Annotated in this window: 16 protein-coding genes and 3 pseudogenes; 12 read left to right on the top strand and 7 right to left on the bottom strand. The window is 55.7% G+C overall.

Annotated elements, in window-relative coordinates:
* Positions 1–24: 24 nt before the first annotated feature.
* The 8 genes and pseudogenes from ACI77H_RS21655 to ACI77H_RS21620 all read left to right on the top strand — a co-directional run.
* Positions 25–2,391 (top strand): phosphoketolase, encoded by a 2,367-nt coding sequence (locus tag ACI77H_RS21655; RefSeq protein ID WP_407013754.1) that lies wholly within the window; start codon positions 25–27, stop codon positions 2,389–2,391.
* Positions 2,379–3,596 carry an acetate/propionate family kinase gene (locus ACI77H_RS21650; RefSeq protein ID WP_407013753.1) on the top strand — a complete coding sequence of 406 codons (1,218 nt, stop codon included), beginning with the start codon at positions 2,379–2,381 and terminating at the stop codon, positions 3,594–3,596. Before ACI77H_RS21655 ends, ACI77H_RS21650 begins: the two co-directional genes overlap by 13 nt.
* Positions 3,597–3,631: 35 nt before the next feature.
* Positions 3,632–4,213: an N-acetyltransferase family protein gene (locus ACI77H_RS21645; protein WP_407013752.1), complete on the top strand. Its 582-nt coding sequence runs from the start codon at positions 3,632–3,634 to the stop codon at positions 4,211–4,213.
* A gap of 52 nt (positions 4,214–4,265) precedes the next feature.
* The gene (locus tag ACI77H_RS21640; protein WP_407013751.1) at positions 4,266–5,024 is read left to right on the top strand and encodes a helix-turn-helix domain-containing protein; all 759 of its coding nucleotides are present in this window, start codon (positions 4,266–4,268) and stop codon (positions 5,022–5,024) included.
* Positions 5,025–5,672: 648 nt separating this feature from the next.
* On the top strand, positions 5,673–8,027 hold the full coding sequence (locus ACI77H_RS21635) for an Orn/Lys/Arg decarboxylase N-terminal domain-containing protein (RefSeq protein ID WP_407013750.1): 2,355 nt from the start codon (positions 5,673–5,675) through the stop codon (positions 8,025–8,027).
* Positions 8,020–10,203, top strand: a complete 2,184-nt coding sequence (locus ACI77H_RS21630; RefSeq protein ID WP_407013749.1) for an ornithine decarboxylase — start codon at positions 8,020–8,022, stop codon at positions 10,201–10,203. Before ACI77H_RS21635 ends, ACI77H_RS21630 begins: the two co-directional genes overlap by 8 nt.
* Positions 10,204–10,293: 90 nt before the next feature.
* A complete protein-coding gene (gene potE / locus ACI77H_RS21625; protein WP_407013748.1) occupies positions 10,294–11,637 on the top strand; it encodes a putrescine-ornithine antiporter in 1,344 nt (447 codons plus the stop codon).
* Between the two features lie 78 nt (positions 11,638–11,715).
* Positions 11,716–12,180: pseudogene (locus tag ACI77H_RS21620) on the top strand (universal stress protein); the annotation flags it as partial.
* 46 nt (positions 12,181–12,226) lie between these two features.
* Here ACI77H_RS21620 and ACI77H_RS21615 read toward each other — a convergent pair.
* Positions 12,227–12,790, bottom strand: a complete 564-nt coding sequence (locus ACI77H_RS21615) for an N-acetyltransferase family protein (protein ID WP_407013747.1) — start codon at positions 12,788–12,790, stop codon at positions 12,227–12,229.
* A 425-nt stretch (positions 12,791–13,215) separates the two neighbouring features.
* Between ACI77H_RS21615 and istA the strand changes: the two are divergent.
* The 3 genes and pseudogenes from istA to ACI77H_RS21600 all read left to right on the top strand — a co-directional run.
* Positions 13,216–14,312 (top strand): annotated as a pseudogene (gene istA / locus ACI77H_RS21610) (IS21 family transposase); the annotation flags it as partial.
* A 109-nt stretch (positions 14,313–14,421) separates the two neighbouring features.
* A pseudogene (locus ACI77H_RS21605) lies at positions 14,422–14,895 on the top strand (hypothetical protein); the annotation flags it as partial.
* A 227-nt stretch (positions 14,896–15,122) separates the two neighbouring features.
* A complete protein-coding gene (locus tag ACI77H_RS21600; protein WP_407013746.1) occupies positions 15,123–16,313 on the top strand; it encodes an MFS transporter in 1,191 nt (396 codons plus the stop codon).
* Positions 16,314–16,378: 65 nt separating this feature from the next.
* Here ACI77H_RS21600 and ACI77H_RS21595 read toward each other — a convergent pair whose 3' ends face one another.
* The 6 genes from ACI77H_RS21595 to ACI77H_RS21570 all read right to left on the bottom strand — a co-directional run bounded on the left by ACI77H_RS21595 (position 16,379) and on the right by ACI77H_RS21570 (position 22,548).
* Positions 16,379–18,418, bottom strand: a complete 2,040-nt coding sequence (locus ACI77H_RS21595; protein WP_407013745.1) for a VTT domain-containing protein — start codon at positions 18,416–18,418, stop codon at positions 16,379–16,381.
* Positions 18,419–18,508: 90 nt separating this feature from the next.
* Positions 18,509–18,781, bottom strand: coding sequence for a heavy-metal-associated domain-containing protein (locus tag ACI77H_RS21590; RefSeq protein ID WP_407013744.1), 273 nt, complete (start codon positions 18,779–18,781; stop codon positions 18,509–18,511).
* Positions 18,782–18,895: 114 nt separating this feature from the next.
* Entirely contained in the window at positions 18,896–21,166 is a 2,271-nt protein-coding gene (locus ACI77H_RS21585; protein ID WP_407013743.1) for a heavy metal translocating P-type ATPase, read from the bottom strand.
* 90 nt (positions 21,167–21,256) lie between these two features.
* Entirely contained in the window at positions 21,257–21,508 is a 252-nt protein-coding gene (locus tag ACI77H_RS21580; protein ID WP_172791742.1) for a DUF2933 domain-containing protein, read from the bottom strand.
* Positions 21,509–21,633: 125 nt separating this feature from the next.
* Positions 21,634–22,053, bottom strand: coding sequence for a hypothetical protein (locus ACI77H_RS21575; RefSeq protein WP_407013742.1), 420 nt, complete (start codon positions 22,051–22,053; stop codon positions 21,634–21,636).
* 99 nt (positions 22,054–22,152) lie between these two features.
* On the bottom strand, positions 22,153–22,548 hold the full coding sequence (locus ACI77H_RS21570) for a hypothetical protein (protein ID WP_407013741.1): 396 nt from the start codon (positions 22,546–22,548) through the stop codon (positions 22,153–22,155).
* A gap of 363 nt (positions 22,549–22,911) precedes the next feature.
* Here ACI77H_RS21570 and ACI77H_RS21565 point away from each other — a divergent pair, with 363 nt between their 5' ends.
* Entirely contained in the window at positions 22,912–24,735 is a 1,824-nt protein-coding gene (locus ACI77H_RS21565) for a copper resistance system multicopper oxidase (RefSeq protein ID WP_407013740.1), read from the top strand.
* Positions 24,736–24,741: the final 6 nt, after the last annotated feature.

Genomic DNA, 24,741 nt, shown 5'->3' with positions numbered 1-24,741 from the left:
GAGCCATCCGCTAAGGAGAAAGCAATGCGCCAAGGACTTACTACACAACAGTTGCAGGACATGGATGCCTATTGGCGGGCAGCCAACTATCTGTCCGTCGGGCAGATTTACCTGCAAGACAACCCCCTGCTTGAAGTGCCCTTGTTACTTAAACACCTAAAGCCACGACTGCTGGGCCATTGGGGGACAACGCCGGGTTTGAATTTGCTTTATGTGCACCTCAATCGGGTGATCAAAGCTTTTGACCTCGACATGATTTTCATTGCGGGGCCTGGCCATGGCGGCCCCGGTATTGTTGCGCAGACCTACCTTGAGGGCTCGTATACCGAGCGTTATCCAGCCATCGAGCGCAATCGCAACGGGCTGTGCAGGCTCTTCCGTCAATTTTCCTGGCCAAACCGGATTTCCAGTCACGTCTCGGCGCAAGTACCCGGATCCATCCATGAAGGAGGTGAGCTGGGTTACTCCTTGGTGCATGCCTTCGGGGCGGCTTTCGACAATCCACAGTTGATTGTTGCCTGCGTGATTGGTGATGGTGAAGCCGAAACTGGCGCGCTGGCGGCCAGTTGGCACTCGAACAAATTCCTCAATCCGATTCGCGATGGAGCCGTACTCCCCATTCTGCATCTCAACGGTTTCAAGATTGCCAACCCAAGTGTGTTGGCACGTATCCCTCATGAGGAATTGATCGCGCTCCTGCGGGGTTATGGCTATGAGCCTTATCTCGTCGAGGGCGATGATCCGTTGCTGGTGCATCAAGCACTGGCGGCCACGCTCGATATCGTTATGCAGAGCATTCGCGACATTCAGGCGGCTTCCCGCCAGGCACCCAAAGGTGAAAAACCGCAACGGCCGACGTGGCCGATGATTATCTTGCGCACCCCCAAAGGCTGGACCGGGCCCAAGTGTGTCGACGGGCTGCCAGTCGAAGGCACCTGGCGTGCACACCAGGTGCCGATTGCCGACTTCAGCAAACCTGAACATCTGCAACAGCTTGAGTCGTGGCTACGCAGCTATCGGCCACAAGAGCTGTTCGACAAAAACGGCCAGCTTCGTGCCGAGCTGGCTGAACTGGCCCCGACCGGTCATCAGCGGATGGGTTCCAACCCTCACGCCAACGGGGGAGAGTTGCTGCGTCCATTGTCGCTGCCACACTTTCACGATTATGCCGTCCCCGTTAACCGACCCGGTGCGTTCAGGGCTGAAGCGACTCGCGTACTGGGTAACTATTTGCGTGATGTTATGCAACGCAATCTTGAGTTCGGCAATTTTCGGCTGTTCGCGCCTGACGAGACAGCATCGAATCGTCTGGACGCGGTCTATCAAGTGACCGGCAAAGCCTGGATGGCTGAGATTGAAGAGGTCGATCTCAACCTCAGCGCCGATGGACGAGTGATGGAGGTCTTGAGCGAACACCTGTGCCAAGGGTGGCTTGAGGGCTATTTGTTGACCGGGCGCCACGGCCTGTTTTCCTGCTATGAAGCGTTCATCCACATCATCGACTCAATGTTCAACCAATACGCGAAGTGGCTCAAAGAATCCAAGGCCATTGCGTGGCGTAAGCCGGTCGCGTCGCTTAACTACCTACTGACTTCACACACCTGGCGTCAAGACCACAACGGCTCTTCGCATCAAGACCCCGGCTTCATCGATCACGTGGCCAACAAGAAGGCCGACACGGTGCGCATCTACCTGCCGCCGGATGCCAATTGCTTGCTGTCAGTCACCGATCATTGCTTGCGCAGCCACGACTACATCAACCTGATCATTGCCGGCAAACAACCGGAGTGGCAGTGGCTGGACATGCCCTCCGCCGTTCGCCATTGCACTGCCGGGGTGGGAATATGGAGTTGGGCGGGGACTGAGGGGCCGGACGGTCCGGATGTTGTCATGGCTTGCGCCGGTGACGTCCCGACCCTCGAAACACTCGCCAGCGTGACGCTGTTGCGCGAGTACATCCCCGATATACGAATTCGGGTGGTCAACGTGGTTGATCTTATGGTTTTGCAGCCCAATAGCGAGCATCCCCATGGCCTGCAGGACAATGATTTCGACGAATTATTTACCAACGACAGGCCGGTGATTTTCGCCTTTCACGGATACCCCGCACTGATTCACAAGTTGACGTACAAACGTTCCAATCATGACAATTTTCATGTACGTGGTTTCTGTGACGAAGGCACGACTACGACACCATTCGACATGGTGGTGCTCAACAACCTGGACCGTTATCAGTTGGCTCTGGACGCTATTGAACGGATCCCGCGACTGCGTAATGAAGTTGATCGTGCGCGAGAGCGCTACTGGACGATGATCGAGTGGCACAAGCGTTACATCAGTGAGCATGGCGAAGACCTGCCGCATGTGCGGGATTGGCAATGGACAGTCTGAACCGGCCGAATATCGAAACGGATGGTGAGCGAACAACCGGCCGCAAGCGACTGATTCTGGTGTTGAACATTGGTTCGTCCTCACTCAAGTTCGGTGTTTATCGAATCACGTTTGATCAAGTACAGCGACTGATGTCAGGTGAGGCACAGGCGCTCGGTACACCGGCCTCAACCTTTAACGCGATCGACGCACACCAGCAACCGTTAGTTGGACACCCTATGCCCATGCTCACAACGGAGCATGCGTTGCATGAGATTGAACGCTTGCTGGAGCAGCTGCGATTAGGTCCATTGGATGGCATCGGGCATCGCATCGTGCATGGTGGCCCGGCGTTACGACAACCCTGCGTTATCAACCAGCAGGTACTCGAGCAACTGCAACAGGTGACCGACTTTGCGCCATTACACCTTCCATTGGCACTGTCGGTCATTGATGAAACCATCAGGCATTTTGCGCAAGTTGCGCAGGTGGTGTGTTTTGACACGGGATTTCACGCACAAATGCCCGCGGTAGCCCATGTCCTGGCATTGCCCAAACAACTTTTTAGGCAGGGGATCCAGCGCTATGGCTTTCACGGGTTGTCTTGCGAGTCCATTGTCCGGCGGTTCGGGTCCAGGCTGCCCGAGCGTCTGATCATCGCCCACTTGGGTAACGGGGCGAGCATCACCGCGGTACGTGCAGGTCAGTCAGTAGACACCAGCATGGGATTGACCCCCAGCGGTGGAATGATCATGAGCACCCGCAGCGGCGACCTGGACCCCGGGGTTCTCATTTACCTGATACGCCAGAAAGGACTTGATGCGGCGGCGGTCGAGGAGTTGGTTGATCGACAATCCGGTTTGCTGGGTATTTCTGGACTTAGCGCTGACATGCGCACACTTAAGATTGCGTCCCCAACTCAGGCAGACGCCCGCCTGGCGATCGAGATGTTCTGTTATTCGGCCTACAAGCAGATCGCTGCAATGATCGCGGTGCTTGGCGGTATCGACGCGCTGGTCTTCACCGGCGGGATTGGCGAAAACGATGCCCAGGTACGCGCGCAGATTTGTGAAGGGCTGGCCTGGACCGGCCTGTCCCTGGACAGCGCGCTGAATCAGTTGGGCAGTGACCTGATAAGTACCTCTGAATCCATTTGTGCGGTGCGAGTTTTTGCTTCTCAGGAAGACGAAGAAATTGCCCGCCATACCTGGCAACTCATCACCTGACGCTATTTTTTCATTCCTTGATACAGGCACTCATTATGTTGACTGACTATGCAGTAGAAAAAATTCTTGCGGCGCTGGGTCACGAGTCACCCGATGAGCATTGGATTGAAGCTTTGGACAATGGCTCCCACGTACTCATCCGTCCGCTGCATGAGCAAGATCGCCAACTCGAGTTCGAGTTCATTAACCAAATGTCTGCCGAGTCGTTTCGCACCCGTTTTTTCGGGGCGATGGGGCACGAGAACGTGTCGCTTCTGGACCAGATGATGGACGTGGATTATCGCAATCGAATGGCTTACATCGCGATGGTTCACGAAAATGGGCATCTTACTGAAATCGGGATCAGCCGTTATGCCGACTCTGCCGATGTCCAGCAATGTGAGTGTGCAGTCGTTGTCGCGGATCGCTGGCAACGTCAAGGCATTGGGACGCTATTGATGGAACACTTGATCGTTGCGGCGCAACGCAATGGCTTCAAAAAAATGATGTCGATTCATCAGACAAACAACTTCGGCATGCATCGCCTCGCGCGCAGCCTTGGGTTTCATAGCCGCTACCCGGCTACTGGCGATAACGAAATCATTCATGAACTCAACCTGACGCCGGCCTTCGGGTAACGCCGCTGCTGATGGGTTGCCTGATTGCCGCGCGATAAATGCTGGAGTGTGAATGATGCTGATCAATACCGAACAAACGAGGCCGTTGACGCCATTTTTTTCGCGTCCTTACCCTTCGATAAAAGCCCTTGATCAAAGCGCAATTCATGACCTTTTTTTGTCGTCAAAATGCTCCGATGAGGACCGTGAGCGGTTTGACGAATTAATCATTCACAAAGTGCGTATTGCCAAAGGCGCTGACCTATACCAAGCAGGCGGTTCTTCGCAGTATTTGTATTTTGTCCGGGTCGGAAGTTTTAAAACCATTCTTGTCAGCGAGCAAGGACATAGCCTTGTTACGGGTTTCGCAATGTCCGGCGAACCGATCGGGTTAGAAGCAATCACTGGAGAGCGTCATGTATGCACAGCCTCGGCACTCGAAGACAGTGAAGTCAACCTGATTTCCTATCATCGGTTGGAACGTCTCGCTCGGGATTTACCCCTGTTGCAGTTGAGCTTGAACAGAATGCTGAGCCGGGAAATTATCCGCAGCCAGAACATGTTGATCACTCTGGGGCATTGCAATGCGGAAAAACGCTTGGCAATCTTCGTGCTCGGTCTCTCCAGGCGTTTTGCACTGAGGGGTTATTCCGCGCACTGCTTCCACCTGCGTATGTCGCGCGAGGATATTGCATCCTCCATTGGCGTCAGATCCGAAACGATATGCCGAGCCATTGCGCGGCTGCGCGATCTACGGCTTATGACTTTTGAAGGCCGTAACGTCGAAATCATGGATTTACCGCTGCTTGAAACGTTTTGTCAGCGAGGCTGATACCAACAAGGTTTAGCAATGAAAGAAGGGTTCGATGAATGATCTGAGTATATTTACTCATGACGGTGCCAGCTCTAAAGATTAAGCGCTGTTTTCTTATGGTCGAACCTTGGTTTTAAATGGTATTGCGTGAGTAAATTCCGATGCTTTCCTGAGTTAAACGCGCACATTATGATTGCGGGGAAGGAAAAGAGTTATGGGGAAAAAGCAGTATTGGCTGTCAATGTGATTTTCGGCGCGAATTTCTGAAAAGTGGGCGTTCAAGCCCAACAGTCAAATATTTTTTCATACCGTTTCGCAATTAATGTAATGTTTTCTGAGTTGGCTGTTGCGGGATAAAAAGCATCTACCGACAAGCTTTGCTCTTTTTATTTTTCCTCTGGTCGAAGTCAAGCGGTAAACGGTAAACGGTAAATGACAGGGGGTTTGCGATAACGCTCACCTAATAGCTGTAACCACGGTTTATCCCGGACACACCGTACGGAAAACAATTAAATAAATTCCAGCGGTATTTCGCAGTGCAATATTCCGAAGTATGGCGCTGTCGTTGATTATAGTTCGCCGTCGATTACATACACCTGCGCAATTGACTACGAAATTAGAATCTTGACTCGCTCCCGGCTTCATCTATCCAATCTGGAGGTTGCGATGCCCCTTGAGCAGCAACGACGTCTCGGAATGAAAGCCTTACTCATACATGAAGAACTTTCGAATAAAACGGCGGCAGGCCGCGCGGTGAGAGAGTTAGCCCAAGTATTGGAAGGGCGTCAGGTGGAAGTCATATTGGCGCAATCGGCGCTGGATGCGATTGCCATCATCCACTCCGATCCGATGGTGCAATGTGTGCTGCTCGATTGGGACCTGAGTCTGGACGACAGCCATGAGATCGCCATGAGCGTGCTGGATGCCGTGCGCGAACGCAGTGAAGCGGTGCCGATTTTTCTCCTGGCCGACCGCAGCAGTGCAGCCACCATTGCGCTGGATGCCATGCAGAAATCGGATGATTTCATTTGGCTGCTGGAAGACACCAGCGTCTTTATCGGTGGGCGAATCATCGCAGCCATCCAGCGCTATCGAGACGAGTTATTGCCGCCGATGTTCGGTGCGTTGGTACGTTTTTCTCAAGTCTATGAATACTCTTGGCACACCCCGGGGCATACCGGTGGCACCGCCTTTTTGAAATCGACAGTGGGACGCGCGTTCTTCGATTTTTTTGGTGAAAACCTGTTCCGTTCTGACTTGTCGATTTCCGTCGCTGAACTCGGTTCGTTGCTCGACCACTCCGGGCCCATTGGCGCCAGCGAAGTGTATGCGGCCAGGGTCTTCGGCGCCCATCGCACCTACCATGTCACCAACGGCTCTTCGACCTCCAATCGGGTGATCCTGATGGCCAGCGTGACCCGTGGCCAGGTCACCCTGTGTGACCGCAACTGCCATAAGTCGGTCGAGCACGCCATGACGATGTCTGGGGCGATACCGACTTATCTGGTGCCGTTGCGTAACCATTACGGTTTGATCGGGCCAATACCCCCGCAGCACCTGACCGTTGAGGCGATCGGCGAGAGCATCGCCAACAACCCGCTGGTGAGTGATGGGATCGACCCGACGCCGATGCACGCGATCATCACCAACTCTACCTATGACGGCCTCTGCTACAACGTGTCGCGAGTCGAAGAGCTACTGGGCGCAAGCGTCGACCGCCTGCATTTCGACGAAGCCTGGTTCGGCTATGCGCGCTTCAATCCGATTTATCGCGAACGCTTCGCCATGCATGGCGAGCCAGCCGATCACAGTCCGGACCGGCCGACGGTGTTCGCCACCCAGTCCACTCACAAATTACTGGCAGCGTTGTCCCAGGCCTCAATGATTCACGTTCGAGACGGCCGGCGTCCTATCGATCATGCGCGATTCAACGAGTCGTTCATGATGCATGCTTCGACTTCGCCAAATTACGCCATCATCGCCTCCAACGATGTCAGCGCCGCGATGATGGACGGCCCGGGCGGCAAGGCCCTGACAGGCGATGCCATCCGCGAGGCGATTGCCTTTCGGCGCATGCTCGCCCGGCTCAATGGCGAATTTCAAGGCCGCAGCGAGTGGTTTTTCAATGTCTGGCAACCGGATACGGTGACTTTGCCCGAGACAGGCCAGACCCTATCTTTTCATCTCGCCGACGAGGCCTTGCTGGCGAGCGACCCGGCTTGCTGGATCCTCAAGCCCAATGCCGCCTGGCATGGCTTTGGCGATATAGAGGATGGCTATTGCCTGCTCGACCCGATCAAGGTCTCGATTACCACGCCGGGCATTCTGCCTGGCGGCGGCATGAGCGAGCGGGGTATACCTGCCCAAGTGGTCACGGCCTACCTGGACCGGCAGGGCATCGTTGTCGAGAAAACCACCGATTTCACCATTCTGGTGCTGTTCTCCATCGGCGTCACCAAGGGCAAGTGGGGGACGCTGGTCAACGCATTGCTCGACTTCAAGCGCGATTACGACGCCAACGCTCCTATAGATCGAGTACTGCCGGGGCTGTTAGCCGCATATCCGCAACGTTATCAGAGCATGGGGCTACGTGACCTCTGTGAAACCATGTTTGTGGCGATGGTCGAGTTGCGCACCACCGAAACGATGTCTCACGCATTTTCGATGCTACCGGTACCGGATCTGAGCCCGGTGATGGCCTATGAACAACTGGTACGCGGCAACGTGGAAATTGTGTCCCTCGACAATATGGCGGGCCGTACCGTGGCGACTGCCGTCGTGCCTTATCCGCCGGGTATTCCATTGTTGATGCCGGGTGAGAACGCTGGCGCCGCCGATGGTGTGGTACTTGGCTACCTCAAGGCGCTGGAAAGCTTTGACCGGCATTTCCCCGGGTTCACTCATGACACCCATGGCGTTGAAGTGGAGGAGGGGCGTTATCTGGTCCGCTGCATAACAACCCAGGTGCAGGTTCCGGCACTGGGCGCTCAGGCTTTCCACAGAGATAAAATCGGTGAATAAACTAAAAGTGGTCGCTAACGCAGCCTCACGCAGCAGTTTTTTAACCTCGCGCGAGGTCGTGGACTTTTCTCAAACCGACCTGACGGATGTTGCCGCCGCAGTGATTACCGGCGCGGATGTTCAAAACGGTTTGCTCGATGTCATCAGTCGATCCGGATTCGATATCCCGATCTTCTTTGCCGTTAGCGCCAAGGACGAACTGTCTCGGGAAAACCTGCCAAGCATTGAACATGTCCTGCTGCAAATCAGCGGAGTGTTCGACTTGGGCACCGGGAAGGCCGAGTACTACGGCGACAAACTGGAAACGGCGGCCAGTCAATATGAGGAAGCATTGCTGCCACCGTTTTTCGGTGCGCTAAAGCACTATGTCGAGCGCGGTAATTCGACGTTTGCTTGCCCGGGGCATCAGGGTGGACAGTTCTTTCGCAAGCACCCGGCGGGTCGCCAATTCTTCGACTTCTTTGGCGAGAAACTGTTTCGTGCCGACCGCTGTAACGCCGACGTGGAAATGGGCGATTTACTCATCCATGAAGGGGCGCCGCTGGAAGCGCAAAAGCGTGCCGCGAAAGTCTACAACGCGGACAAGACCTATTTTGTCTTGAATGGCACTTCAGCGTCGAACAAGGTCGTGACCAACGCCTTGCTGACGCCGGGCGATGTCGTGCTGTTTGATCGCAACAATCACAAATCAATCCATCAGGGCGCCTTGTTTCAAGCCGGTGCTACACCGCTGTACCTGGAAACCGCGCGTAACCCCTATGGCTTCATCGGCGGTATCGATGCGCACTGTTTTGACGAAACCTACCTGCGCGACGAATTGCGCCGGGTTGCGCCAGGCAAGGCCGACGATCCCCGACCATTCCGGCTGGCCGTGATTCAGTTGGGCACCTACGACGGCACCATCTACAACGCCCGGCAGGTAGTCGATAGCATCGGCCATCTGTGCGACTACATCCTCTTCGACTCGGCGTGGGTCGGCTATGAGCAGTTCATTCCGATGATGAAGGACTGCTCGCCGATGCTGCTCGAACTTGGGCCAGGCGATCCCGGCATCTTCGTCACTCAGTCAATTCACAAGCAGCAGGCGGGTTTCTCCCAGGCGTCGCAGATCCATAAAAAGGATCGCCACATCAAAGGCCAGGAGCGCTACTGCAATCATCATCGGCTGAACAACGCGTTCATGGCCCAGGCCTCCACCAGCCCGTTTTACCCACTGTTTGCCTCACTCGATGTCAATGCGCGGATGCACAGCGGTCGCAGTGGTCACCGGCTTTGGGACGAATGCGTTCGCGCCGGCATTGAAGCCCGAAAACTGGTGATGGACAACTGCACCTTGATCCGGCCGTTCGTGCCACCGACCATCGACGGGCGTTACTGGCAGGATTATCCAACCGATGAAATAGCCACTAACCGGCGGTTCTTCATGTTTCATCCCGAGGAGCGCTGGCACGCCTTTGAGGGCTATACCGAGAATCAATACTTCATCGATCCGTGCAAATTACTGTTCACCACCCCGGGCATTGATGCGACGACGGGCGAATACACGGAGTTCGGCATCCATGCCGGAGTCCTCGCCACGTTCTTGCGCCAGTACGGGATGGTCCCGGAAAAAAGCGACCTGAACTCCATTCTGTTCTTGCTCACGCCAGCTGAAAGCCAGGCCAAGATGCAGCACCTGGTTGCGCAGATCGCGCGCTTCGAGCGTTTTATCCACGACGACGCGCCACTGGCCGAGGTATTGCCGGGGATCTATCGCGCCCACGAAGCCCGCTACAAGGACTACAGCATCCGCCAGTTGTGCCTGGAAATGCACCAGCTCTACGCAGGACATAACGTCAAACAATTGCAAAAGGACATGTTCCGCAAAGCTCACATGCCCACAGTGGTAATGGACCCCCGCGAGGCGAATCTCGAGTTCGTGCGCGGCAAAGTGGAACTGATCGCACTCGAAGACGCCAAGGGACGAATCGCCGCCGAGGGTGCTCTACCGTATCCGCCGGGAGTGCTGTGCGTGGTCCCGGGTGAAGTGTGGTCGGGTGCGGCGCTGAGCTATTTCCTGGCGCTACAGGATGCAATCAATTGCTTGCCTGGCTTCAATCCCGAATTACAGGGTGTTTACCTCAAGACCGAAGAGAGTGGTCGCATTCGAGCGTATGGATACGTCATCAAGCAGTAAAACTGCTCCTGAGAGGGCACTGGAAAATCATCCCGGTATTCGTCTATCCGCAATGCAGCGTTCCGCGAAGGGGCGTTTTTGGAGTCAAATATGGGAACTATTGTGAAGAAGATGAGCGTGGTGCAACTCACCGTGCTGACGGCCATCAACATGCTGGGGTCGGGCATCGTCCTGCTGCCGTCCAAGCTAGCGCAGGTGGGCACGATATCTATTTTCTCGTGGATCGTGACGGCACTCGGTTCGCTGGCCCTGGCCTATGCCTTCGCCAAGTGCGGGCGTTTCAGCCGCAAGCCTGGAGGTATGGGAGGGTATGCCGAATACGCCTTTGGTCGCTCCGGCAACTTCATGTCCAACTACACCTATGGCGTGTCGCTGCTGATCGCCAACGTTGCCATCGCGATTACCGCGGTAGGGTATGCGACGGAGTTGTTCCATGTGACGTTGACGCCGATCGGCGTTGCGGTAGCTACCGTGGTGCTGCTGTGGTTGACCACTATCGCCAACTTCGGCGGCCCGCACATTACCGGCCAGATCGGCAATGTCACCATCATGGGCGTCATCATTCCGGTGCTGGGGGTTTCGATACTGGGCTGGTTCTGGTTCGACTCATCGCTGTACGTCGCCGCCTGGAACCCACACGACATGCCGATTTTCCATGCAGTTGGCGCATCGATCTCGATAACCCTGTGGGCCTTTCTCGGCCTCGAATCGGCGTGTGCGAACACCGACGCCGTGGAAAACCCGGAGCGCAATGTGCCGATCGCGGTACTGGGCGGGACCATCGGTGCGGCGGTCATCTATATCGCGTCGACGAACGTAATCGCCGGGATTGTACCGAACATGGACCTAGCGGCCTCCACCGCGCCATTCGGGCTGGCGTTCGCCACCATGTTCACGCCACTGATAGGCAACATTGTCATGGGGCTGATGATCATTGCCTGTATCGGTTCGCTGCTCGGTTGGCAGTTCACCATTGCCCAGGTGTTCAAAAGCTCGGCCGATGTCGGCTATTTCCTGAAGATTTTCGCCAAGACGACCAAGTCCGGCACACCTATCGTCGGCATGCTGGTGCTGGTGGTCTGTCAGAGTGTGTTGACGCTGATGACCATCAGCCCGGACCTGAGCAAACAGTTCGACATGATCGTCAACCTGGCGGTCGTGACCAACCTGGTTCCGTATTTGATGTCGATGGCCGCCCTGATGACCATTCAGAAGGCTGCTGGTGTCACTCCTCGCAAGGCCATGCTTACCAATAGCATTGCCTATATCGCGGCTGCCTATAGCTACTACGCGCTCTATAGCTCCGGTGCCGATGCAATGATGTTGGGCGGTATTGTCACCATGCTCGGATGGACCCTGTATGGGACTGTCAGCCGTCGATTCATGACGGTCGACACCCCAGTCGTCGAAGCTCAGTGGCCTCAGAAGGTGTAGTCAGTAAATTCGACTTGTCGTTGGTACGTCACCCAAGGGAGGTCCGCCGAACAGACCTTGCCAGGTAAAACAGGCCCCGTGCTGGCGATTGTCGATGTGCTGCGCAGCGAAGAACAGGATTCGGTGTTCAACGACCAGATCATCGACACCGCGTTGAAGCTGGCCGAACAATGTGACGCCAGGCTTGAACTGGTGCATGTGTATGCCTGGACGGCCGTGTACACCCGGGACATGGGCATGGGCGCGCTGCCGCTGGCCACTGGAATCTATCAAGCGCTGGGTGCCGCACAACACGAGACGTTTGCCGCGCTTGCCGAACGGCATAGCGTACCGCCGGATCGTCGTCATTTCATCGAGGGCGCGCCGCTGTCGGAGATCTGTGATTTTGCGGCTGAGCACCGGGCTGAAGTGATCGTGTTCGTGATCGGGACGGTACAGCACAAGGGGTTGAACAAGCTCCTGGGCACCACAGCTGAACAACTCTTGCATCGCGCGCCGTGCAGTGTGTTGGCGATCAAGCCGGGCAGGGGGCTCCAATCCTGAATTGCCCCGTGATGGACCGTTGGCCGGAATATCACAGGGCGATTTTTTACAGGTAAAGCCGGTGAATGACCTGACGGGTGTCGTCAGGATCGCTGTGCGTCTCGAAACCCAGTGCTTTGGCCAGATCGCGCATCGGAGTATTGCTGGAGGCGTCCACAGAATACATCTGGCGAAAACCGTTCTTGCGAGCGGATTTGATCAAATGCTCCATCAACGCCGAGCCCAGGCCCAGGTGGTTCCATTCATCGGCGACCGTCACCGCGCATTCGCACTCACTTTCCCGGACGGCAGCGTAGCGAGCTACGCCGATCTCGATCAGCTGACCATTTTCATGGACCAGCGCGACGTAGGCCGTGCGTTGTTTGTTATCGGTGTCCATCAATTGGTTGAGCAGGGCGGCTCCGGGTGCGCTGATCTGCGCGAGAAAGCGCATGTGCCGGGATTCGGGAGACAGGCGCTTGATGAAAGCGTATTCGCGGTCGCGGTCCTGTTCCGCCAGGGGACGGATCAACACGTGGCGACCGTCTTTGAGCGCTTCGATCCAGTATTTACCGGTGACCGCGGCATAGGCTGCGACGGCTCGATCATTGTGGTCTTTAACGGTGAGCATGGGGTGTTCCTCCATTCGGTCCAAAAGGTCGGTGCGTGGTGATGAACCACACAGTTCATTCCTTTGTACGCCACTGACGGCGTTTGAATCTGATCTGGATCAGGCCCCCGTGACTTGGCTTGCTCATACTCCCTATCCTGGAAAATGTATTGCCCAAGGATGGCGTGCAGTACTCCCCGAAAATTGAGAGAACCGCCCCTTGAGTGAAACAGCGACCGTTGCAAACGAAGACTCCACATCTAAAACGTCAAGTGTGGGCATGCTCGTCGCCGCTGTCGGCGTGGTTTATGGGGACATCGGCACCAGCCCCTGTCGCCGCTGACCGAAAACTGACCCAGTAAAGACTGTTCTGCCGACCGAAAACTGACCCAGGTGTTCAACTGCTTCTGCTCACTTTCAGAGCAGGAGAACACAGGGTGATCAGCATTGAAATGTTGGGGAAAATCCGGCGGATGTACTTCCGCGTCCAGCTCTCGCTGCACCAGATAGCCAAGCGTAAAGGGCTGTCGAGAAACACCATCCGAAAATGGGTCAGAGCGCCCGAAGCCACTCAGCCGGCGTACCAGTGGTACGCGACCTTCAACAATCTCAGCCCTTTCCACGACACGCTGGAACAGGCGCTGAAAGTCGATTCGTTCCGGGCAAAGCACAATCGCAGAAGCGCCAAAGCACTTTTCTTGCAGATCAAGGCCGAGAGTTATGAAGGCGGCTACAGCCAGCTCACGGCGTTTGTGAGCTCGTGGCGAGGTGAGCAAGGCAAGTCTTTACGCGCTTTTGTACCGCTGACGTTTGCGCTCGGTGAAGCTTTTGAATTTGACTGGAGCGAAGAAGGGCTGCTAATCAGAGGCCTGTTTCGACGCATCCAGGTCTCCCACATGAAGCTGTGCGCCAGTCGCGCGTTGTGGTTGGTTGCGTATCCCAGCCAAGGCCACGAGATGCTGTTCGATGCCCATACGCGCTCGTTCGGTGCATTAGGTGGGGTGCCACGTCGCGGCATCTACGACAACATGAAAACGGCTGTCGACAAGGTTAACAAGGGCAAAGGCCGCACGGTCAATGCTCGGTTTTCCGTGATGTGAGCACGCTACCTGTACGATCCGGACGTCTGCAATGTCGCCTCGGGCTGGGAAAAAGGCATCGTTGAAAAGAACGTGCAAGACAGCAGACGACGCATTTGGCTTGACGCTCAAAACTGCATGTTCCACACCTTCGAGGAACTGAATGCCTGGCTCGGCCAACGCTGTCGTGCGCTCTGGTGCGAGCTGCTGCATCCGCAGTACAACGGACTAACAGTGGCGGAAGTTTTGGAGCTGGAACGGGTCGAAATGATGCCGATGCCTTCAGCCTTTGATGGCTACGTCGAGCGCACCGTAAGGGTTTCCAGCACCTGCCTGATAGCGTGGCGCGAAATCGCTATTCGGTGCCTTGTGAGCGAGTCGGCCAGTGGGTCAGCAGCCGTCTGTATCGTTTTCGGATCGTGGACATCGACGATGAAACGCTGATCGCCAGCCACGAGCGCCTCTCCTAATCAGGCCGAGTATTTGACCGATCCGCAGGCTCGCAATAATGAAGGCGAGCTGCCGCCGGGGCCGGTATCGGCCTGCAAGTCGGCGTTGTCCGAGCCCAGCGCCGTGCGGCTGGAAGAGAAAATCGCCAAGCTCAAAACTCAAATCAAGGAGCTTCAAGCGATCGAAATCCAGCTCAATGAATCGCCGGATAAACAGGTCAGCGAACTGCCCAGCTATGGATACCGTCGCGTCTGGGGACTGCTGCGTCGTGCACGTGAAAAGCGGTCGCTGCGCGCGATCAACGTGAAACGGGTTTACCGGGTCATGCGTGATCACAATCTGCTGCTTGAACGCCGGATCAAACAGCCCGGCGTGCCGCGTCGGCACGAAGGCCGTATTGCCGTGAAAACCAGCGATACGCGTTGGTGCTCGGACGGCTTTGAGTTCCGCTGCGAGGACGGCGCCAAACTGAGCGTCACCTCCGCCCTGGACTGCTGTGATCGCGAGGCCATCGGCTGGGTCGCGAGCCCGACTGGGTACAGCGGTGATGATATCCGCGACTTGATGCTGGAAAGCGTGGAAAAGCGTTTTGGTGACCAGCTACCTACTGCCTGTCGTGGTCACTACGCTAAATCAAGTTAGTGATGCAGTGGAAAGCCTAGAATGCTTGCGTTGGATCTTGAATCGCCCAGTGTGCAACGTGGGGAGCGGTGTTCATCTTCCTGATTTCGGAAGCAATCCTGGCGGGCGTTTGGTTCGTCTACATGCACTGCTAAATAGCGTCCTCAGTCTCCTCTCGGTGCCGATGATTACAGGATGAAAATATGAGTAGCGGATGTTCAAGTACCAAAGCTGAGCCTCCTCCTATTCCGCGCACGATCTGGGCGTTGGGCTTTGTCAGCCTGTTTATGGATCTATCGTCTGAGTTGGTACACAGCTTACTTCCCGTGTTTTTGGTCACCACATTAGGTGCGAGTGCATTGACTGTTGGGGTAATCGAGGGGATCGCCGAGTCGACCGCCATGCTCGTCAAGATATTCTCTGGCGCCATCAGCGACTTTATTGGTCGGCGCAAAGGGCTTCTGTTGCTTGGGTATGGTTTGGCTGCCCTGACCAAGCCGCTTTTTCCTCTGGCCCACTCAGTTGAAGTGGTCTTCACAGCACGCTTTCTGGATCGTATCGGCAAAGGCATTCGTGGTGCACCGCGAGATGCCCTCGTCGCAGATGTTTCGCCACCAGAGATCCGTGGGGCCTGCTTTGGGTTGCGTCAATCGATGGATACCGTCGGGGCCGTTCTTGGCCCTGCTCTGGCCATCTTGCTGATGTTGTGGCTCGCAGATATACAGCTTGTACTGTGGGTTGCAGTGATTCCGGCAGCTATAGCGGTGGCTCTCATTGTCACCGGAGTAAAAGAGCCCATACACGACTCCGGAGAACACAAATTTCGATCTCCAATTCATTGGAGAGTCCTTCACGACTTCTCCGTTGGGTATTGGTGGGTTGTTGTCGTGGGCGGGGTGTTTACGCTTGCCCGGTTTAGTGAAGCGTTTCTGGTATTACGGGCGCAACAGTTAGGCTTGTCAGTTACCTGGATTCCGTTGGTGATGGTAGTAATGGCACTTTTCTATACGTTGTCCGCTTACCCTGCCGGTTGGCTATCTGATCGTATCAGTCGCACGAAACTGCTCTGTGTGGGTATGGGATTACTCGTCTTAGCGGATCTGGTGCTTGCTCAGTCCAGTTCTATCATCACGATGCTGCTGGGCGTTGCGTTGTGGGGGCTTCATATGGGATTCAGCCAAGGCATTCTTGCTTCGCTGGTGGCCGATAAAGCGCCTGGAAAACTCAAGGGCACCGCCTTCGGTATTTTCAATTTGGTCAGTGGTGTATGCATGTTAATCGCCAGCGTTCTTGCGGGCTGGCTATGGCAAAGCATTGGATCAGACAGTACGTTCCTCATGGGGGCATTTCTTGCCGCAACAGCTTTGCTCTTACTGTTACTTAAGAAACAATAATTCCTTAGGCAAAGAGCTGAAGAATTTCGATCTGATTGAGCAGCTCACTTGTTGAACAGCGTGTGTCAGTAGTAAGTAGGCTCAGCATGGTGAGCTAACAGGACTTTGCCATCCCAATCCCCATCTGCCGTCCCAAGGGTTCGAGGTAGGAGCCGTCCATCGTCAAAAACGGCAGCTAGCTTGCTCCGTGGCGCATTCATACCATGCTGTGTCGACGTCAACGTGACGAGGGATAGGGGATGATAGAAACGCTCCTCCACAACTGATCCCATCCACAGCGGTGAAGTACGCCCGTTCGTGAGCTCGATATCGACGACCCACACTCGAAGCACGAGGCGTGAGCGGGTAAGTGCGTCTGCACCACTCGGTCGAACAAACGTCAGACTGGGGAGGCGACCACCGGCGAAAAATGGAATAACTGGAAGAAATGCCGGGTCGGTTTGGACAGAAAGCCAATTCAGGGTATTCAATAGCGTCCAGTCCGCTGAGTCACGCCACTCATTTTTCTGCAGGACATCTTGCAAGTCTTTCAGATCACCGGCCCACTGGAACGTCAGCGGCTCATTCGTCTCGCCCATCAGATCAATACGCCGTACCGGCAGTTGCTGCCAACCCGCCTCCCACCAATCGGTGGTGGCCATGGACGGAGTTCTTTCGTTGACGGCATATCGGTCACTGTCGGTCGCATGGCTACGATAGATATTGAGTCCTCCGACAAGAATCAGTGCTGAACATCCGGCGGTGAATAGGCCCATTGGATCAATGCGTCCGGCTTGGCGCCTCAGAAAGGACTGGCCGAGCAGGGCCAGCCACGCCGCTCCGAATGCCAGCCCCCCGAGTACGTCGGAAAACCAATGCGCACCGAGGTAGAGGCGCGAGAATGCAATCAGAAATATCAGGGTTGCTGCGCCGAGAACGACCGCAAGGCGCCATGCCGCATGGATCTCACGCGCGATGAGAAAAGTGAGGAAACCGTAGAGCACGACATTGACCGTGCTATGCCCGCTAGGGAAGGAGAACGCGCTCCACCCTGAGTAGAGAAGTTCACCGGGGCGAACTCGATGCAACGCTACTTTGATGACGGTGTTGAGCGCCGAAGCGCCGGCAATCGCAACCAGCCAATAGGTAGCTGTACGCCAGGCGCGTTTCCATATCAGCCACACCAGGACAACGATCGTGACCGCCGCCACAACCTTGGTGTCGCCGAGTTCTGTAATAGCGATCATCACCGCATCGCTTGGTGCTGTACGAAGATCCTGAAGCGCGTGGTATATCGAGCTGTCTGCGAGCAGCAATGGGTCGCCGGTGACGACATCTTCGAGGATGCCAAAGAAGAGCCAGGCTGCACCGACGAGAAGCACACCCGACAATGCGAGAGTCCGTACTTCAGGCTGCGAAGGATTGAGTAAATGGGTGAGACTGCGGCTCAGCAAGGTGTCGTGGGTGCCGGCCCAGTACCTCAGCCGCCCCAGTGCGTCGATGAAGTAAGGGACACCGCGACGCAACGTCAAACGCACGATATGCAGGAGCGCCCAGCCCGCCGCCATGAGAACCACCAGCAAAATTGCGAGCGGCTTTGCGGCCGCTCCGAGAATGCTGAACGTCGCACCTACGAGTACGCCAGACAGGATATGCGACAGGGCCCAAGCAAACGCCGAGGCAATATTGACGACATAAAACCGATTGACGGCCATTCCCATCATGCCGGCGAGGAGCGGGATGAAGGCCCGGACGCCTGGTACGAAGCGCGCGAGAAATACACTCTTGGCGCCGTGACGCTCGAAAAAGGCCTCGCTGCTCTGAGTCAGTTCCGGGTGGCGGCTAAAAGGCCAGATATCAAGAATCTCGCGGTGGTATCGATGCCCGAGCCAAAACGAAAGACCATCACCCGCGATGGCACCTAACGTGGCGGCGACCAGCAACGGCCAGAGCAATAATACGCCGCTCGGCACCAAGGCACTGAGTGCGAGGATTACGGCTGTGCCGGGAACGACGGCACCGATAATCGGGATTGACTCGGAAAGTGCCAGAAGAAACACCGCCAGATAGGCGACCTGTGGATGCGCCGTCAGAAACTCGATGACCAATGTGACCAAGGACGTCATCCTTCGCTGACCCCGTTCATAAGCAGGGTCGTGAGCACAGCGATAAGCAGTCTGGTACTCATGGGCGTTCTCCAGTTTTAAACAGAGCGTTTATCGACAGCAGCAACCACCGCCGTTCCCGCCACAGCCCGAGGTTTTCTTACTCGCTACGCTTTCCACTGTCGCTAGCTGTGCTGGATAGCCCGCGTCCTGCAGGGCTGCAAGCAGCGCATGGCTGTGCGAATCGCCGCTGACCTTCACCCGTCCGGCTTGTAGATCCACTGTTACGTCACTGACTCCTTCAAGGGGGCGCAGCGCTTCGGTGACATGTTTGACACACGAACCACAACTCATGCCCTGGACTTGCAGTTCAACAGTTTTCATTGGTGACTCCTCACAACAAAATTGATCATGGAAAGACTGACGCATGAGGCTTTTCTGCGGCCTTGGCTTATCCTCAACCTTGCTGCCATGGCAAGGTCAAGCGGTCGTTTTCACTCAATCAATGGAAGCCTGGCGCAGACGCAAGGCGTTGAATACTACCGACGCCGAGCTCACGCTCATGGCCAGTGCGGCAATGAGCGGTGACAGAAGGTGACCGGTAAGTGGAAAGAACAAGCCGGCAGCCAGTGGGATACCCATGGCGTTGTAAAGAAAGGCGAAGGTCAGGTTCTGGTGCATATTTCTCACCGTTGCGACTGACAGGCTGCGAGCACGCAGGATACCGAGCAGATCCCCCTTGACCAGGGTGACCTGAGCGCTGTTCATCGCCACGTCAGTGCCAGTGCCCATGGCGATACCTACATCTGCGCGAGCCAGTGCGGGGGCATCATTAATGCCGTCGCCGGCCATCGCCACCCGGTGTCCGGCTTGTTGCAGAGATGCCACCAGACGTTCTTTATCTTGCGGTTTGACCTCGCCGTGCACCTCCTCGATGCCCAACTGGCGAGCTACCGAACGAGCAGTCGTAAGACCATCGCCAGTGGCCATTATGACCTTGACGCCATCCGCCTGGAGACGCTCGACGGCCAGCTTCGAGGTTGGTTTGATGGGGTCGGCAACAGCCAGCAAACCCGCCAGAGCGCCATCGACTGCCAGGTACATGATGCTCGTACCGTCGCCGCGTAGCTTTTCGGCATGTTCTTGCAAGCTCTCGGTGGAAACGCCGGCCTCCTGCATCAACGCGGTATTGCCTAGCATCAGGCGGCGACCCTCCACCTGACCGCTTACGCCGATACCTGAGGCTGACTCGAAGGTTTCAGGCGTGACCAGTTTTAGCCCTGCGGCACGAGCCTGCTCGACGATGGCGTGGGCCAATGGATGCTCACTGCCCTGATCGAGACTTGCGGCCAGGCGCAACACTTCATCCTGAGTAAATCCGGGTACGGCCTCGACGCTATGGAACGCTGGTCGACCTTCAGTGAGGGTGCCAGTTTTGTCGACTATCAAGATGTCTATCTTGCGCAGGTTTTCGATGGCGGCGGCATCGCGAAACAATACGCCGCAGCCCGCAGCCTTCCCGGTGGCGACCATGACTGACATCGGTGTCGCTAGGCCAAGGGCACAGGGACAGGCGATGATCATGACCGCGACAGCGTTGATCAGTCCGAACACCCAACTTGGCTCGGGCCCCCACAGCCCCCAGCCGAGTAGGGTCAGCGCGGCGATAGTTATCACCACAATCACGAAGTAACTGGCAATCACGTCTGCCAGCCGTTGCATCGGCGCTTTTGAGCGTTGTGCCTGCACAACCATCTGCACAATCTGTGCGAGCAAGGTCGCCGACCCTATCTTCTGCGCCTGCATCACCAGACTGCCGTGGATGTTGAGAGTCGCGCCGATCAGCGCATCGCCGGCCCTCTTCATAATCGGTATCGGTTCGCCGGTGAGCATCGACTCATCTACAGCGCTTTCGCCTTGCAACACCTGACCGTCGACAGGCACTTTTTCGCCCGGTCGCACACGTAACGTGTCGCCGCTGTGTACGTGTGTCAGAGGGATGTCTTCTTCCGTGCCATCGGCATTGATCCGTCGGGCAGCTTTGGGTGCCAGTCCAAGCAGCGACTTGATGGCAGCCGAGGTTTGCGAGCGAGCCTTGAGTTCAAGCATCTGGCCGAGAAGGGTCAGTGAGATGATCACAGCCGCCGCTTCGAAGTACACACCGATGCGGCCCTCCATCATGAAGTTGCTGGGGAATACATCGGGGGTCAGGGTGGCCACGACGCTGTAAAGGAAGGCCGCCGCCGTGCCGAGGCCGATTAGCGTCCACATGTTCGGACTTCGCTGAATCACCGAACGCACACCACGCACATAAAACGGCCAGCCAGCCCACAGCACGACGGGTGTAGCCAATCCCAGCTCGACCCAATTTTGCGTGGTGCCATGGAACAGCATCAGGGCATGGCCACCCATAGCCAGCACGGTTACGATCACTGTCAGTGGCAATGTCCACCAGAAGCGCCGGGTGAAGTCCTTGAGTTCTAAGTTCTCTTCTTCCTCCAATTCGGGAATCACCGGCTCTAAGGTCATGCCGCACTTAGGGCAGACTCCGGGGCCGATCTGGCGAATTTCCGGATGCATGGGACATGTGTATTCAGCGGCACCCGTTAACGGTTCTGCTGTTGTCTGAGGGGTTTGTTCAATTTTCAGTTGGGATATTCGATAACGCTCGGGCGCTGCCCTGAAGGTCGTTTGGCATTTCTGGCTGCAGAACCGGTAGTTTTGCCCCTCATATTCCGTGCTGAACTGGCTGTCGTTACTGACGGTCATGCCACATACCGGGTCATGGGATCCGGTGGGTTGGGGTTCAGAGTTCTGTATTGGGCCGTGCTCTTGACGAACCTCAGGGGTGTGCATGAGCTAACTCCTGTTCGCATCCTTGGTTGAGACTGAGGTTTCGCCGTGATGACTGTGACCACCGTGGTGGTGCCCGAAAAAATGCATCAGCGGGCACAACAGCAAAATCATATAAGGCAGTAAACCCAGCATATGGCCGTAGTGTTCTCTTGCCAGATAGAACAGCACGATCACCAGCAGCATGCCCAGCGCTATACCGGGTTTACTCCTCCAAAATGTTGGAGAGGTGTTAGCGGAATGTGGTGAATTCATCATGGTTTTGTACTCCTGAGGGAGTGCTGTTTAGTGAGACGTCGTATAGGTTTAACGGGCGGCAGTTTTACCCTTGGCATATTGGTTAAGGTAAAACCGTCGCTGTATTGCCTACAGGCTTGTGCGCGTCACTTGCTCATCGGCATGTTCATCATGCTCGATTGCTGATCCATCATTTTCATCATCATGTTCATCATTCCCATCTCCATGCCGTCTTTGTTGCCGTCCATGCCCATGCCCATGCCCATGCCCATGCCCATGCCATGACAGTTCTTCTGCATCATGCCCATGCTGTCCTTCATCGTCTTCATGCTCTCCTGCATGGCAGCGTGTCGCTCGGCAGGGGTCTTGGCGGCGGCTGCTTTGTCGTGTGCAGCCTGCATTTTTTTCATTTGCTCGGTCATGACATTGTTTTGCATCGGCGTAGCTGCTTCGCTTGTCTTGGCGGGCGCGGTCTGCCCCTCCGGGTGGTGCTCATCGACTGCCGAAGCGATGACTGGGCTGCTCATGAGCAGGGCTGCGAGGATAAGTTTCAATGAAATATTCATGGCAATCTCCAAAGGGTGAGGACAACTCAGGTAATACCAAGCCGCGCCAGGTTGGCGCAGTCAGGCAGTGCGCCGAAGATCGGCGCGCAGAAGGTCGGATTAATCGTTGAAACGGACGAAAATCAGACGTACAGGCAGTCTGGCGGGAGCCGGGCGCCGTAACGCAAGAAAGGCAAAAGCGAAGGGGTTGGCGGGATATAAAATTAGCAACGCAGGGATCAGGAGCAGAAACGTCCAACTGGACAGGTCAAATATTTTAAGATGGAGCGACGGACTTATAGCTATCGCCGCATCAGCGCAATGCTGAAGGCAATCGAGAGCATGAGCGTCGTGGCTATCGTGATCTTGCGCGGTGTTCAGCGAGACATGAGTTGTAGCCGGATTGAGACTGGGCTGTGCCAGACATCCCTGGGTCGCTGCCAGACCAAACGCTAACACCCACAGCACGAATGCGAGGCGTATGAACGTTAGCAGGTGATGGCGAAACCAGAACATGGAGAATCTCCGGTACTGATTAGCGGGTTTTGATTTTTCAACATACAGCACATCGAATTGCCAAGGTTGATCTACATCAGTTTATGCAAACGGGTGTCGGCTCTTGTGGTGTGGTCAAAATTATATGGTCTACGTCGACCTTTCAGATGTTTACCCCTCTTTGTCGTCCTTTACTAGCATCTTGTGGTGCACAGCCCCTTTCACGATTGCTGAACCGCCCAGCTTACGGAAATGTAATCACCCCGTTTGCTGGCTTATGGCATCTTCCAATGTATCAAGCGCACTAGCTATCCAAAGCGTGAACCCTCGGGAACACGCCAGCGTGCGTGCACCTGACATCCGACTGACGGGACATGAATCGGTATGCATTCCAAAACTTCTCGGCGCACCTTTGTGAAAGGTCTCACCGCAGGCGGGATTCTCGGTGGCTTAGGCCTCTGGAATACCCCTATTTGGGCGGCCCGTAGCTTGGGCGAGACTAATGTCCTGTCAGGTACAGAGTTCGACCTCTTTATTGGAGAGACACCGGTAAATATCACTGGGAATGCCCGGACTGCCATGACGATCAATGGTGGGATTCCGGGGCCTCAGCTGCGCTGGCGTGAGGGCGATACCGTGACCTTGCGGGTCAAGAACCGCCTCAAGGATATGACATCAATCCACTGGCACGGGATTATCCTCCCCGCGAATATGGACGGTGTGCCGGGCCTTAGCTTCCATGGGATCGAGCCTGACGGCACGTATGTCTATCAATTCAAGGTCAAGCAAAACGGAACGTACTGGTATCACAGCCACTCCGGCTTCCAGGAACAAGTAGGTGTGTACGGCCCACTGGTAATCGACGCGAAAGAGCCCGAGCCGTTTGAGTATGATCGTGAATACGTGGTGATGCTTACCGACTGGACGGATGAAGATCCGGCTTCGATGATGAAAACACTGAAGAAGCAGTCTGACTACTACAACACCCACAAGCGCACAGTCAGTGATTTCATCCATGACGTAGTTGACAAAGGTTGGTCAGCCACCGTCGCTGACCGCAAGATGTGGGCCGAAATGAAGATGAATCCCACTGACATTGCAGACGTCAGTGGCGCGACATACACCTACTTGATGAACGGCCACGCGCCGAACTCCAACTGGACGGGCACCTTCAAACCTGGCGAAAAGCTTAGGTTGAGGTTCATCAATGGTTCGGCCATGAGCTACTTTGATGTCCGTATTCCGGGATTGAAGATGACTGTCGTGGCTGCCGATGGCCAGTATGTCAAACCTGTGAGCGTGGATGAGTTCAGGATCGCCACTGCCGAGACTTTCGATGTGATCGTCGAACCAACTCAGGACGCCTACACACTGTTTGCGCAGTCGATGGATCGGTCGGGGTTCGCAAGAGGCACCTTGGCCGTCCGGTCTGGCTTGGCCGCTCCAGTACCTGAGCTTGACCCTCGTCCTCTCGTCACCATGGCCGACATGGGTATGGCCGGTATGGATCATGGCGCGATGGCCGGTATAGGGGACAGTTCAATGGAGGGCATGTCAGGTATGGACGGCGGTGCCATGAAAGGTATGAACCATGGCGCTACGCAAGACATGTCCGGCATGGACAGCATGGCGGGGATGGATCACAGCAAAATGTCTATGGGCGGCATGAGTGGTATGGGAGAAATGCAGTCGCACCCAGCCACAGAATCCAACAATCCTCTCGTCGACATGCAGGCAATGTCGACGTCACCAAAGCTTGATGATCCTGGCATGGGCCTTCGCGAAAATGGTCGAAAGGTGCTGACTTATTCTGATCTAAAGAGCACGTTTGATGATCCAGATGGCCGTGAGCCAAGCCGAACCATCGAACTGCACTTGACCGGTCATATGGAGAAATTTTCCTGGTCTTTCAACGGCGTGAAGTTTTCGGACGCCGAGCCATTAAAACTGAAATACGGCGAGCGAGTCCGGATCGTTCTGGTCAACGACACCATGATGACTCATCCCATCCACTTGCATGGCATGTGGAGCGACCTTGAAGATGAAAACGGGCAATTCCTTGTACGCAAACACACCATTGATATGCCGCCAGGGTCGAAGCGCAGCTACCGAGTGACAGCCGATGCGCTGGGACGCTGGGCCTATCACTGTCATCTCCTGTACCACATGGAAATGGGGATGTTCCGCGAAGTGCGTGTAGAGGAATAAGGAGTC

Source organism: Pseudomonas sp. O230, from assembly GCF_045447035.1.
GTDB lineage: Bacteria > Pseudomonadota > Gammaproteobacteria > Pseudomonadales > Pseudomonadaceae > Aquipseudomonas.
This window is presented reverse-complemented; position numbering and strand designations above follow the sequence as displayed.

Coding starts and splice junctions, on each gene's coding strand:
- ACI77H_RS21600 (WP_407013746.1), top strand. CDS start 15,123: ATGAGTAGCGGATGTTCAAGTACCAAAGCTGAGCCTCCTCCTATTCCG.
- ACI77H_RS21570 (WP_407013741.1), bottom strand. CDS start 22,548: ATGTTCTGGTTTCGCCATCACCTGCTAACGTTCATACGCCTCGCATTC.
- ACI77H_RS21645 (WP_407013752.1), top strand. CDS start 3,632: ATGTTGACTGACTATGCAGTAGAAAAAATTCTTGCGGCGCTGGGTCAC.
- ACI77H_RS21585 (WP_407013743.1), bottom strand. CDS start 21,166: ATGACCGTCAGTAACGACAGCCAGTTCAGCACGGAATATGAGGGGCAA.
- ACI77H_RS21580 (WP_172791742.1), bottom strand. CDS start 21,508: ATGATGAATTCACCACATTCCGCTAACACCTCTCCAACATTTTGGAGG.
- ACI77H_RS21575 (WP_407013742.1), bottom strand. CDS start 22,053: ATGAATATTTCATTGAAACTTATCCTCGCAGCCCTGCTCATGAGCAGC.
- potE (WP_407013748.1), top strand. CDS start 10,294: ATGGGAACTATTGTGAAGAAGATGAGCGTGGTGCAACTCACCGTGCTG.
- ACI77H_RS21635 (WP_407013750.1), top strand. CDS start 5,673: ATGCCCCTTGAGCAGCAACGACGTCTCGGAATGAAAGCCTTACTCATA.
- ACI77H_RS21590 (WP_407013744.1), bottom strand. CDS start 18,781: ATGAAAACTGTTGAACTGCAAGTCCAGGGCATGAGTTGTGGTTCGTGT.
- ACI77H_RS21565 (WP_407013740.1), top strand. CDS start 22,912: ATGCATTCCAAAACTTCTCGGCGCACCTTTGTGAAAGGTCTCACCGCA.
- ACI77H_RS21615 (WP_407013747.1), bottom strand. CDS start 12,790: ATGCTCACCGTTAAAGACCACAATGATCGAGCCGTCGCAGCCTATGCC.
- ACI77H_RS21650 (WP_407013753.1), top strand. CDS start 2,379: ATGGACAGTCTGAACCGGCCGAATATCGAAACGGATGGTGAGCGAACA.
- ACI77H_RS21595 (WP_407013745.1), bottom strand. CDS start 18,418: ATGACGTCCTTGGTCACATTGGTCATCGAGTTTCTGACGGCGCATCCA.
- ACI77H_RS21655 (WP_407013754.1), top strand. CDS start 25: ATGCGCCAAGGACTTACTACACAACAGTTGCAGGACATGGATGCCTAT.
- ACI77H_RS21640 (WP_407013751.1), top strand. CDS start 4,266: ATGATGCTGATCAATACCGAACAAACGAGGCCGTTGACGCCATTTTTT.